The sequence below is a fragment of the Marinobacter sp. EhC06 genome (assembly GCF_001650915.1).
In the GTDB taxonomy this organism is placed as follows: domain Bacteria; phylum Pseudomonadota; class Gammaproteobacteria; order Pseudomonadales; family Oleiphilaceae; genus Marinobacter.
Genome location: NZ_LXYO01000010.1, coordinates 1 through 13,117 on the forward strand (window position 1 = coordinate 1; position 13,117 = coordinate 13,117).

Here is a 13,117-nt window from a genome sequence, read left to right on the forward strand (position 1 = left end):
TGTCCTCTGAAATATTCAGGCGACAACTACGCTGACACATAGGGAAGATCCTCCGGTATAAGCGTCGTGAGACCCACACCGGATGGTTTCACCGAGGAGCGAACAAACAAAACATCTCCGCTACACAACGTAAATAGCTCTCTCTCGGCCTTCGAGGAATTCACCAGATCGAGATGTTCGATTTCCCGCTTGAAAGACGGAACTCCAAAAACATCCATCAAGTTCAAGAACGGGTGCCCATAACCAAAATCTTCTGAAGACTTATTGATCCCGTTTTTAAAACTTCCAAGTTGTGAGAGCGACTTTACATCCCAATCTTGAGGCAGCAACCCTACTTCGGTCATTTTAAAGCCGTTCGGTATATTCGGCTCTGACTCTTCTGCTCCAGAGGCGGGAACCACATATTGCAGGGCTTGCTCTTCATAACTCATTTGAATTGAATCCCATTTTCTCGAGATGCCCTTGCACTTTTAAAGACAAATCTTTGACTCTTTGGGCCATTTCTGGCGCTGTGTGCATGTAACGAACCGCCAGTTGACGGACACGCCCGGTCAAGATCTGTGAAACGTAATCAAGTTGATTCTTAACCGAAAGTTCCAAAGCAGCGAGCCATTTATCATTCACCACGAGCGTTTTGATCTCGTCCACACTCAGCTTCTCGTAATGACCGTAAGCCAATTTATCCAGCTTGAGATCCGCTTCCTTGATGCGCTTTTTAAGGTCTGTCTGCTGCTTATCCAGCGCCAGCCATTGTTTGGCTATATTTGCCTCTTCCCGGCTCTCAGGATCATCTTTGATTTCTTTCCAGAGTTTGGTCACTTCGCCCTTGTTAATTTTCTCGAGGTCGCCAAAAGCTTCCTCTTCGCCGCCATGCTCTTCTTCCAGCTCTGTCTGCTTTGCGTTGAGAGCATCCAGCTCGGCTTGCATCTCGTCGAGTTCTGCCTGCTCCTTGGCAAAATAACTGGCGACGATGTAGGGCTTAGGTATTAGGTCGCAGGTCCAGCCCTTATCTTTCATCTGGCCTTTCTTCTTGCCGCTTGTGACTTCCTCCAGCACGCGACGCGGTTGGGCAACCCAGCCGTCAGCGGTGATTTCGTAGGTATCGTCCTGAAGCTCTTCCGCCCAATAGCCCATCAGATGCTGGTAAACATCGTAGGGGTCCAGCAACGGCGCCTGTCGGAACGTGTTCAGCAAATCCTCACCAATATCTGTGATGAGCTCTTTGGGCTTGCTGTCGATGTCGAACGCCTTCATGACAGGCGTATTGCGCTCACGCCATTGTGAGAAAAGGCCCTGTATCGTTTCACGGAAAACGGCAAATTCAGGGTGTTCCAGAATGGTGGTTTTGATCTCTGAGGTTCCCACCGCAAGGTCGGCGTAGCCGGGGTGCGGGTTGGGCTGAAAGAGCCTGTTCCGCAGTTCGGGCATGACCCGCCAATAGGCCGCGAGGCCCGGAACCGGTGGGATAGATTCAGGGTCACCGTCAATGTCCCGCTCAGGGATGCCGCCGTTCAGGTGGGCATGAATATCGTGCAGGTCTTCCGGCTCGCTGGTGTCGATGTAGCGTGGCAGATTCAGGTTGAAGTCGTTTTTAGCGCTGGCGATTTCCTCAAACGGCACCATTCGGCCATAGCCCGGCAGATTGGTTTGTTTGTTGAACTTATCCACGATTCGATGGATATCCTGCTCGCGAAGGCGGTTTTTGTTGCCGTCTTTGATGAAGCCTTTCGAAGCGTCGAGCATGAATACGCCTTTTCGGGCCTGCGCATTCTCTTTGTCCAACACCAAAATGCATGCCGGAATGCCCGTGCCATAAAACAGGTTCGCTGGCAGGCCGATGATGCCCTTGAGGTAGCCCGACCGAACCAGCTGCTTGCGAATAACTGCCTCCGCATTCCCCCGAAAAAGAACACCGTGAGGCAGGATGATAGCGCCCTTGCCAGTGCTGTTCATGGAGCGGATGACGTGTAACAGATACGCGTAATCGCCCTGCTTTGAGGGCGGCACACCCCAGTCGAAGCGCTGGAACTGGTCGTCCTCCGGCGTCAGGCCGGTGCTCCAGGCTTTGTCAGAGAAAGGCGGATTGGCAACGACATAATCATAGGTGCGCAGCCGTTCACCATCCTTGAACTTGGGATTCGAGAGCGTATCGCCCTGAACGATGTTCGCCGTAGGAAAGTCGTGCAGAATCATGTTCATTCGCGCAAGGCCGGCGGTCGTCACATCCTTTTCCTGGCCTTCCAGGGTAATGCGCAGGCCTGCTTCCGCCGCCACTTTCAGCAGCAGAGAGCCTGAACCGCACGTCGGGTCGTAAGCGGTGGTGGACGCAACGGCTGACTCGGATGAGATACCAATCACCTGGGCCAGTATTCGGCTGACTTCCGAAGGCGTGTAAAACTGCCCCTTACTCTTGCCACTTTCGGTCGCGAAATGACGCATCAGGTATTCGTAGGCGTCCCCCAGAATGTCGTCATGTTCCGCCCGGTTCTTTGCAAAATTTAGCTCTGGCTTCTGGAAGATCCCGATCAGATTGGTAAGGCGATCGACCATCGCCTTACCCTCGCCCAGCTTGTTTGGATCGTTGAAATCCGGAAAGTCGCTGCGCGCGAGTCGCTGATTGGCCTCGATCAAGGGCTGGATGATCTGCGTATTGATCTTATCGCCAATGTCGGACTTGCCCTTCAGTTTAATCATGTCATTGAAGCTGGCACCCGGGGGAATTTTTACGGGCGGGTCAAAAAGGTCCGACTCTGCATACTTGTCCGTGATGTATTTAATGAACAGCATGAACAGGACGTAGTCCTTATACTGCGAGGCATCCATCCCGCCACGTAGGGCGTCACAGGACGCCCAGAGTGAGGAATAAAGTTCGGATTTCTTTATAGCCATTCAATGATCTCTCAGAAATATGGAAATTTGTCGCTTTAATAATCTTATTTGCGAGACGCGACAGAATACGTCGTGTTAAATCAGGGTCTGTCGGACAACTCTGCTTTCTTTACATAAACCCATCCCTACTTCACAACGCCCGTAGGTTCGGGGCCTGTTATCACGGTATTACAGACCCATGGATTTCATTACTTCATTCTCTGAAACTGCTTCCGGTGTCACGACCGCATCTTTCAGCATCAACTTGCCCCGAAGCAACCGATCCAGATGTACGTCAAATGCATCGTACTCCGGGTGCAAAACCGCCGGTAAGTGAATATTGACGGGCTTGGTTTGCCCAATCCGGTAAACCCGATCTGACGCCTGTGCTTCTTTCGCCGGGTTCCAATGCCGTTCCAGGTGAATCACGTGGTTGGCCCCGACTACCGTCAGGCCAACACCCGCTGCCACTGGAGACATAATCAGCACATTGAAACCCTGCTGGCCCTCAAACTCTGTGATTAGCTGTTTGCGGCTGAGTACGTCAGACTTTTTGGATACGGCGGCGGTATCACCATTAATTACCGCAATATCCAGTCCGTAAATCTGATCCAGCCACAGCTTGAGAAGTCTCTGCAGTCGTTTGGTCACCATGAACAGGATGACTTTTTCACCCCGTTTTTTTATCGCATCCAGAGACGCCAGAAGCACTGCCAGTTTGGCAGATTCCGACATGATTTTTCTGGCCGATTGGGCGTCGTTGGTCATCAGTTCTGATTCGTGTCGAAGTCTGGGGTGCAGCGAGATTTCTCTCAATTGCTGAAGGACGGACAGCGCTTTGCCGCGCATATCTTCGGTGGCCTGCTGCTCACGATACCCTTTCAGTGCATCCTCGTAGGCTCGCAGTTGCATCCCGCTCATCATGCTGGTGAGTTCTTTGTTATACACGAGGTTACCCTGGTCCGGCTGAGGCACACCGCAGCGAATGGTTTTGGACGGCAAACCGGATAACTGATCTTCCTTCACCCGTCTGAGCATGAATGGCCCCACGGTATCCCGCAATTCTTGCCCCAGCGATGCCCTGACCGAATCCCGATCATCCTCATCGGCTGCGAGAATGGGCTTTATCCAGGTGTCGCGGAAGGTTGTCCAGTTGCCCAGCAGCCCGGGCTGCGCCGTATCCATCAGGCACCAGAAGTCGCCCAGGCTGTTTTCTACAGGGGTACCCGTGGCAAGCAGTTTGAAGTCTGCCTTGAGGCCTTTGGCCGCTCGGGTTTGCAAGGTGTTTGGGTTCTTGATGTTCTGGGCTTCGTCGAAAATCACCATGCCCCAATCGATACGGCAGAGTGAGAACTGGTAATCGCGAAGCGTCTGATACGTTGCAAGCACCAGCCTGCGTTCCGTATCCAACCGCTTGGTGCCGGCGTCCGGGCCGATATGCAGTGCGTACTTTATGGCGTCCTCATCTAGCACCTGATCGTTATCGAGAATTTCCGCCATCTGGGCCGCTTCGCGTTTCTCACCTTTGACGCGATACTTGGCCAGATCCCGGCCAGACTGAAGAACCACGATGTCTTTGAATGGAATACCATTGTAGGTGACGTCAACTTCGTCCTCCCAGTTTTCAAGGAGGCTGAGCGGCGCAACCACCAATATCGGCTTTTGCTGCTTGCCGGATTCTTTCTGCCTTCGCAGATACTCTCCGACTGCGACAAGACCCATGTAGGTTTTGCCTAACCCCATATCGTCTGCCAGCAACGCCCCTTGGAGGCGGTAGAATTCATCCGCTTTTTCATTGCGGGCCTGCTCAATAAGGTCGAGCATCCACCGGATGCCCTCTTTCTGGTGGGGAAAGGGCTGCCTTGCATACATGGCCCAGTCTGGTTCTGCTTTACCCGAGGATTCTTTGGCCTTGTTGCGCAGCTCCTCATGAAGCTCTTCCGCTTCTTTCAATACCAGACTGAGTTTCTCTTTACTGACAGGGGTATCGTCTTCTTCCGGCCCATCAATGGCTTTTGGATTCCGAAGGTTGTCGGTGATTTTCTCAAGTTGGGTGGAGACGGCTTCGCGATTGGAGACGTCAATGGTTTCACCGTTAAAGGATAGGGTATCCGCGCCTTGCCCCCACGCTGCTTCCACGGCTTCCTGGAACTGCGAAAGTTCCTCTTCTGACTGGATGACTTTGGGGAGCGATTCCGGTGGCGCAGGCAACTTGTCGAGCGCAAACCAGTCCTGCTTTTTCGCATCTGCTTCCCCGAATTCCATGTGCTGAAGCTTTCCCACGCCTTCAACACGAACGGAAAAACCAAGCTCCAGATTAACCAAGGATGCGTCCAGAAAGGCTCCTGGAGTCTCTATGAACTCCTGCACTTTGTCGGCCGGAATGCGACGGTTGCCAAACACCTCTTTAACGGCCCGGACTTTTTCAGGCTCCAGAAGAACAACTCGTTTTCCTATACGAAGCGCGCCACCGGTTTCAGAATCGAAATCAAGCTGATCCCATCGCTTGCCCAATTCCTCTGGTGTCGCCCCGTCGCCAGTGCTTGGGCTGAGAAACAGGCTGCCGTCCGGCATTCGGGTTGCGACAACACCAATACCCTCGGGCACGGCGACATCGAGCTTCTGGAAATGCCCAAGGTCCAGGTTCATGCCATTGCGCTGTGCGGTCTGCAGCTCGGCCATTAAACGCAGGTTTGCGCCTTCTCCACGATCATCCGGGAGCATTTTCTGGTGATGCTCTAGGGCCTGAAGGGCAAAAAGTTCCGGGGCCGTCAGGCGGTATTTCTCGGTAGAGGTCAGGTAGAGAAATGGACCTTTTCGGGTGAAAGGCACACTGTGGCCGTCAACCGCTGCGGTCGCATTGACCCGAAACCCGCTGTTGCCAGTGCGGCCGCTTATATCGGTTTCAAACCCGCCTGAAAATCGTGGAGGTAGATTAAGAACTTCGGCCTGCTCATCATCGAGCCCGGCGATGTCCTCTGCGTTGATGTGAAAGCCGTTGGCCATCGGTTCTGCGAGCCCCTGTTCTTCGAGCATACGAAGGGCAATGAGCTGCATTTTTTGGAGCGCTTTACCTCGGCCGAGCGTCAATTCCTTGAATTTTTCCGGCTCAACAAAGAACAGAACGCCTGTGGAATCTGCTCTCAGATCAAATCCAGCCTGATCAGAGACATCGTCTTTTTCACCGGAAACCATTGATCTGAGGAGGTCGAGTAACGCCATAAAATCCCTTTTTTATTTAAACTGATCGATAAATTCTGGCTTAACAACCCATGTATGCATGTCTTTTCTTTTTACATAGGGCCCCAAGGGCCCGGAAAACATGGCAACAAGATCTCTCAAAGTGAAGCCTAGCAACGTCGCGACATGTCTCGCCTTTGCGTCCGGATTATGTGCCAGGTATCCCATCACGGTTTTCTGCTGATCCGTCAGATTGCGAATCGCCGCCTGAGGCGATTCGGGTTGCCGATGCGAAGGCTTATCCTTACTGGCGTGCTCAGTATTTCGCATTCTCCCCTGCAAGAACCTGTCAGCGGCGGACGCTGGCCTACGTTCTGAAAAAAGGTCTTCAAATCGCGGCGGTGTCCGCTTCGGCACCCTCTGGCGGGCCGTCACTTCCAGATGTGGTGGCAGCTCCCTCGCTTCCGGAACCTGAACTTTGGCTGTTCTGGCAACCGGATAACCAAAACTGGCGAGATGCCCTTTGTACTCCGCATTGCTAAGGAGTGCCTCTATGTCCAGTTCAATGCCATGGTCGGCAAGGAAATTGATCACCTTGGATTGCCATGTGCCGTTGTGTGTCACCGCCTCGTAAGGGAGGTCGTACATTGCTTTATACTGAGCGGGCGTTATGTGGGTAAGCTCACCATGAGTAAACGAAGAAAAATCATAAGAGGGAACGATCTTGCCGGGTGTTGCAAGATACACCCAAATCTTGAAACTGTGGGACCCTTCTACCAGGTGAAAATCGCCGCAATCCACATAGATGATGGCTTTGTCCGCCAGACCCCCGTCTAGTGTTGCGAAGTTCGTTTTGATTTCATCGCCCAGCAACCGCTTGACGATGCCCTCTGCCTTTCTGCCCAACATCAAGCGCGTGTTGTGGATCAAACCTTGATTGTAAAGGCCCTCAAGGAAGCGCTTTCGAGCAGGGAACATTCTCTGCAGATCGGCCTTATTCTCCTCGATGCCGTATTGCTCCAGAGCCTGGAGAAAGAGCTTGAGATCCTCTCGGGAGAGCCAACTTCTAACTTTCGCTATGCGAGCCTCTCCCAGCGGCTTCCACCACTCCTGGTAGGCTTTGCTGGAGCTCTTGATCCGAGGATCGCCGGCAACACCTAACACAAAGTCTTGCCAGTCCTCTGAAACCTCTGAGCCCGCGCGATCTATGAGGACCTCCAAAGCGGCATGGCCTATGCGTTTGCGGTTGCCGAAAGGCGCGCGATTTACACTTGGTTTAAGCAGCTCATCGAAAATCGGGTCGCGCTTGCCCACTTTTACTTCTTTCAGGGTCTCGATGTAGTAATGAGCCCGACAGAGGTCGCCATAGCGCCCCTCGTCGTAGCCGACGAGGCCGAGGGATGAGAACGTCTGTTCCAGCTCTTCTCCACTGTCACGGACACGCTGAGAAAAACGGGCCGGGCCGTCAATACCCACCAGCCAGTCGATATTCTCTTGAACTGAGGCGACGGGATCACGGGACGTTCGACTATGTTCGTGTCGAGGTATTCTTTTGCATTGATCCAAAAGTACGGATTCAAGTGTCTCGAACAGGCCTTGTTCAAGGTTTTCCAGCTGATCAAACCTCTGAAAGTACAGCTGGCATAATTGCAGAAAAGTAGTGCGGGTGAGCCTCGGCTCTTGACGATCAACCAGAGTTTCCAGGACGTCAGAGGTACACCCCCGTCTCAGAATTTTATCGTTATTGCACCAAAGCCAGGTTAATGCTCGGGCACCTATTCTTTTGTTGAGCGCGTCATACAGATCCCGGAAATTACCACTCTCGACAGACTTCTCGATACGCCGACAAGTGGAATCGAATGCACCACCGCTTCCCGCAGACTTAGCGAACTTTTCAGCCCTCTCAAGAAGCGCGGACCAGCCAGATTCAACGTGATCCGGCCAGTCCATTTTGGGTTGAGGAGTCTGCGGCAGTTTCATTGCGTCAACTTCACCTTGTCCCTGACTTTTTCATAGTCCTCGCTACTGGGCCGACGGATGGTAAAACGGATGTCGATGCGGCGGTTCTGTCTGTAGTCATCTTCGGTCTGCTGGTTTTCTACAACCGGTCTGGTTTCGGCGTAACCGCTTACTGAGAACAGCGGTTTACCCGCTCCATTTTCCAAGCCCCCGAGCTTTTGAGCTTCTGGCAACACCTGCTCCCACAGTTGCCACAGAGAAATTGCGCGGAAGGTAGACAAGCACCAGTTGCCTTTGACGCCACAGGGTCTGGCATTGAAAGGAACACTGTCGGTATGCCCTTCAACGAACACGGTGTCCAGATATTGGGACCGATCTTCTTTCGAGATCAATTGGTGAAGCACCTCGCCGATTTCGTAGGCCGTATTTCTATATTGCTGACCAATTTCATCATCGCCTGAATCAAACCCCAGCAGCTGATTCGGGATTCTGAGTACAGTACTGTTCTCGCTGACTTCAACCTGGATTCCCCGTTCCTGAAGAATCTGTGCCGCCTCGGTCAGAATATTTTTTCTAACCTCCTCTGCTTTTCGCAGCAGGCTAATCTCTTCCTCGACTTCTACGACCTGTTCCTGCAGCCTCTCCTTTTCTTGCTCTGCCTGTTCCTGCAACTCCATCAGTTGAAGAATCAAAATCACGGAAGCCAATATAAAGATCACAAGCAGACCGGACATGATGTCCGAAAAAGACATCCAGTACGGATTCTCCTCATCGACGGACGAAGATTTGGTGGTTCGCAGCAAGGCCATTAACGGGACTCCAGCTCGTCAAGAATGCTGTTCATATTCTCAACAACCCGGAGCATAGAATCAGCGTAAGCGCGTGAGCTCTGGTTCCACTTTTCCATCCGATCTTCAATCTGTTGATTAACTTGTGAAGAATAATTGGACAGCCAGGATTCAGCCTGCTTCTCGATTTCAGAAACCTGGTTCGCGAGATTCTCCGACAATCCGCCGAATTCGGTCTTGATCGATCTCAGCCATTCCTGCTGATGATCCTTCAGTTCTGTGAATCCTTCATTAGTGAGTTTCGCGGCCTCACCATACTGCTCAATGCTCTCTCGTATGGATTGCTGCAACCCCTCCAACAAACGCGACTGTTCGCCTAGACGTTCAGACAGCATCGAATTCTGCTCACCAGCCGACTCAACAACTGAAAGGACCTCTGTCATTCGTGTCCCAAGAGTATCGGTTGCCTGTTTAACCTGTGAGCTGAGAAGGCCCAGTTGGTGAGAGCTACTGTCCATGTGCTTGCTACTCTCTGAAACGGCCGTTGCGACCTCGCCGAGCTGGTTGAGAACGTCTTTATGCTGCTCCGCCAACTGGATGCTTTGCTGCTGGGTCGTTTTCACAGATTCAGCAATCTCTCGCAGGAGATGCTGTTGCTGTGCCGCAACCTCTTCGGATTGCTGCGCAAAACGTTCCTGCCGGGCGGTCTCTCTGGAATCAGCCGCAGACATTTGTGAGTTGAGGCGACCGACCATGTCTTCCGTCAATTCAGAAAACGCCCTTTCCATCTCTTTCTGTCGATCAATAGCCCCGGCGGAAGCTTGTTCATTTCGCCGGTCAGCAGACTCCAGCTGCGCCTCGACTTTCTCAGCAAAGCTGGTCATCAGCTGCGTAAAGCGTTCCTCAAGGGCTTTTTGACTATCTGAGGAGGAATCAGCAACTTTGCTTATCTGCTCATCAAATCGTGCCGCCTGCTGCCTGGAGTTTTCAATCTGACGTTCCTGCTGCTCGTTCAACTTGGTGAATAGCTCGCCTAACTGCGAACTCATGTCTTTCACCGCTGTATTAACATCGGAAGAGGCCCGTTCAAGCTGCGCACCCTGATCCTTCGCAGCACCACTCACACCCTCGACAAAGTCACCCACGAGTCTCTCTAGCGCCTGAGTCGATTGCTGGCTTGCGTTAGTCACGAGAGAATCTATGGCTGGGGCCATGATTTTATCCAAGGCAGTGGTAAAGGCTTCTTCCATTGAATCGGAGACACCCTTGATACTTTCCTGAAGTCGATCGCCGATGCGCTCATGAAGTTCTTGCAGGGCCTCTTTACTCTCGCGGCTACTGTCTGCAATGTGAACCAAAGACTGCTCGGCAGGAATTCGCGGGTACAGAAAGTCAATTTCCTGCTGCACGTATTTAATTTTTGACAGCGCTGATCGTTCCATGAACTTCTCGAGCACGTTGAGTAGTAGACTCAACCCGACACCCCATACTGACGTCATGAAGGCGACCGTCGCACCCTGAATGAGCTGATCAATACCGTTACGTAATACTGAAATTTCCGAATCAGACTTTAAATCGAGGCTGTCCAGGCCAACCGTCAAGCCCACGAAAGTACCAAGAACACCAATTGCAACGAGGAAGCTGGGAGCTGCCGCCAACAAACGGCTACCGGTCAGCCCGGGAGCAAGGGTGCGGGCATTGAAGAAATGGTCTGCATCAAGGGTATTGAAAAGAGCGCGCTGGTCTCCGGAAACGACCAGACTTTCATCAAACTCGCGCCATACTTTGCCCACCTCGTCCTGCTTCAGTCCGAGAGCCCTCTGCAGTACCTCCCGGCGGTTTGCGGCGAGAGACTGCTTGTCCTGATCGCTAATGAGTGACCGGAGTGCCTTGAACCGATCATTAAAACGAATGAAGTGACGCGTTACTGCGACAACAGAAATCAGGAAAATGGCAATCATTAAGAGCCAGAAAAGCGTCGCTAACCCCTGGGGCGAACCTTCAGAAAGCTTTGAGAAACTAGGAAGGAGATGTTCGAGTAAACTGACAAATTCCATTTTGGTTCCTTGTTGCACTCTAAAAAATTTTAGCGAGCTAGCCGTTCAACGTAGCAGAAATTTTCCTGCTCAAGTTCCGGCTCACCCCTCCAACGATAGGCACACAGCTTTCCGTTGGAACCACCTGCAATACTAAAATCCAGGCAAGCGACCTGATCAGTGAGTGGCGCAGGCTCCCCACTCATCCAGTAATGGCCGACGAAAACCGGCTTTTCGCCGTCGTATCCCGGCAAAATATGAGACGCCACCGGTAAGTGCGGAATCTGATCGATTGCGTCCCCCGGCACCATGGCCAGATCACGGTAGGTAAACTCACCCTGCCGCCACCATTCAGCACGGATGTTGGTGCGCTTGTTTTTGTCCTTATCGAAAAAGTAATGATCGCCAGGCAGCGGAATCTCCAGGCCTTTAAGCAACGTTTCGATCGCCTCATAAGCTTCAGAGCCTTTTCGGCTCGCATCTGCCCAAGATTCTTGTAACAGGCGGTTGCTTGAATCGGTGTATTTGGCCATCGCTGAAACGTGTTCACCGTGCCAGCAGGCATGCACTACGCGGAATTCGGGAAGGTCCAGATACACGGGCAGGGTTTTGAACCACTTGATCATGCTTTGATGTAGTTCGCTGCCCTCACCGACTTGCTCCAGAAACGCTCTATGCTGCTTCAGATTTTTCTCAATATGAGGACGGAGATAATTGCCAGGATTCTGTGGGTCTTCAGTTGCCCAAGCTACGGCATTGAATTCGTGATTGCCCATCACGGCCAGAGCCTTACCCTTCTCAACCATAGAGCGGGCTATGTTGACGGTTTCCACCTGTTCAGGGCCCCGGTCGACAAAGTCCCCCAAGAAGATCACTTTGCGATCGGGATGCTGCCAAACGCCGCCCTTGTCCACATAGTCCATTTTGGAAAGCAGGGCTTCAAGTTCAGAAGCGTGGCCGTGGATATCACCAATCAGGTCGTACATCGTTACTGCTTCCTTAGGCATTACTGCTGGGCTTCTCGGGTCGACAGAGAAATAACATTCAACTCTCTAGTTCCAATTGCCTGGTTGGGCACAGGTCCTTGGTGCTTGCCAATCACCTCGCCATTCAAGGCCAATAGATAGGCTGCGTTCTTTTTGTAATAAAACCAATACTGCTTGATATGTCCCCAGATTCCAAGCTCGCCACCGGTTTCATAGACATGTTCGCGGACACGGCACTGGGCGCGGCCCAATTGCCGGTCGATAGAAAGGCGCCAGAAGCCCTTCGTAAAGTCCAGATTGCGCTGATGTTCGCAGACAGCTAGCGCGAACAGAGGCTCACTTCTGCGCTTGAAGCCGGTGTCCACCCAGAGGTAAGGCTTGAAGGCCTCACGCTCCTCATCCAGATATTTCTTGAGCCGGCTGATACGTTGGTCAGCCAAAGCCATATCCATTCCAGTGACAACACAAAGCGCTCTAAGGAAGCCTTCGCTACTGTATTTGAAGTCGAAACCGCTATCGTTCAGGCCGAATTCTGGATTTTCGAGCACAGACTGCAGGCGTTCCAAATTCGCAGAGGTCGGCCTCTGATAGCCCATAGCCCTGAGGATCTCTTCATGAGGCATGGCCGCTACTCGCAAAACCAGATCTGTTTTGAAGTTGTCGATCATTTATCCCCCTCCCTAATGAGCTCCAGCACTGGTTTTAGGCGGTCTACGTCAAACCGGCCATCATCGAAAAACCACTCCGAGATCTCTGCGATCATGGCTTGCTCCAGGTTATCGCCTTTTAGAAGTCTTGCACTGATGGCTTCAGCGATTCCGTCGTACTCATCGATACAGTCGTTTTCTTTGCAGCAGGTGTTCATCGGGTCCGCTTCAAACAGGGCCTGGGAAATTTGATCTTTGGTGTATCCGGACATTATGTTCATCCTCCCGCTCTTTCTAGATCATCATCGCCGGTGGGTACGACAGATTACGTCGCTTGATTCTTGTATTCTTTTCAGTAAGCCCAAGAAGAAGGAGAAAAGTTCATGAACAAAGCAAAGAAGGAAGAATCCAGGAAACTGCGCGAAGCCTACGAAAACCTATCGTAGGAAGAGCTAAAGGAGTTTGAGCAGCAACGTAGAGTTGAGGCGTTGGCAAAGGAGATTCACTTTGAACTCTTTCCAGAGGAATACGACCACATGATGGATTCAATTGCGGACGCGAAAGATCGTCGACGAGGTATTAACCCTATGAGTGAGGAATATACGCAACGCGCGGATGCTCGTCGGAAGGAGCTTGGCGTGCCAACCTTAGCT

At 52.1% G+C, this 13,117-nt stretch carries 9 protein-coding genes; all 9 read right to left on the reverse strand.

The features are described from left to right. Window positions 1-26 precede the first annotated feature (26 nt). The 9 genes from A8B84_RS05130 to A8B84_RS05170 all read right to left on the reverse strand — a co-directional run bounded on the left by A8B84_RS05130 (window position 27) and on the right by A8B84_RS05170 (window position 12,736). A complete protein-coding gene (locus A8B84_RS05130; protein ID WP_064228156.1) occupies window positions 27-431 on the reverse strand; it encodes a hypothetical protein in 405 nt (134 codons plus the stop codon). Then, on the reverse strand, window positions 421-2,889 hold the full coding sequence (locus A8B84_RS05135) for a type I restriction-modification system subunit M (RefSeq protein ID WP_064228155.1): 2,469 nt from the start codon (window positions 2,887-2,889) through the stop codon (window positions 421-423). The genes A8B84_RS05130 and A8B84_RS05135 overlap by 11 nt, the downstream gene beginning before the upstream one ends. Window positions 2,890-3,057: 168 nt before the next feature. After that, on the reverse strand, window positions 3,058-6,090 hold the full coding sequence (locus tag A8B84_RS05140; protein WP_064228154.1) for a DEAD/DEAH box helicase: 3,033 nt from the start codon (window positions 6,088-6,090) through the stop codon (window positions 3,058-3,060). A 12-nt stretch (window positions 6,091-6,102) separates the two neighbouring features. Continuing rightward, complete coding sequence (locus A8B84_RS05145; RefSeq protein ID WP_064228153.1) at window positions 6,103-8,028, reverse strand: EH signature domain-containing protein; 1,926 nt, start codon at window positions 8,026-8,028, stop codon at window positions 6,103-6,105. Further along, entirely contained in the window at window positions 8,025-8,816 is a 792-nt protein-coding gene (locus A8B84_RS05150) for a flagellar motor protein MotB (RefSeq protein WP_138103100.1), read from the reverse strand. Before A8B84_RS05150 ends, A8B84_RS05145 begins: the two co-directional genes overlap by 4 nt. Further along, window positions 8,816-10,852, reverse strand: coding sequence for an anti-phage ZorAB system protein ZorA (gene zorA, locus A8B84_RS05155; RefSeq protein ID WP_064228152.1), 2,037 nt, complete (start codon window positions 10,850-10,852; stop codon window positions 8,816-8,818). Before zorA ends, A8B84_RS05150 begins: the two co-directional genes overlap by 1 nt. A gap of 29 nt (window positions 10,853-10,881) precedes the next feature. After that, window positions 10,882-11,817 (reverse strand): metallophosphoesterase, encoded by a 936-nt coding sequence (locus A8B84_RS05160; protein ID WP_064228151.1) that lies wholly within the window; start codon window positions 11,815-11,817, stop codon window positions 10,882-10,884. Between the two features lie 20 nt (window positions 11,818-11,837). Then, a complete protein-coding gene (locus A8B84_RS05165) occupies window positions 11,838-12,485 on the reverse strand; it encodes a hypothetical protein (RefSeq protein WP_064228150.1) in 648 nt (215 codons plus the stop codon). Next, a complete protein-coding gene (locus tag A8B84_RS05170) occupies window positions 12,482-12,736 on the reverse strand; it encodes a hypothetical protein (protein ID WP_138103098.1) in 255 nt (84 codons plus the stop codon). Before A8B84_RS05170 ends, A8B84_RS05165 begins: the two co-directional genes overlap by 4 nt. Between the last annotated feature and the right edge of the window lie 381 nt (window positions 12,737-13,117).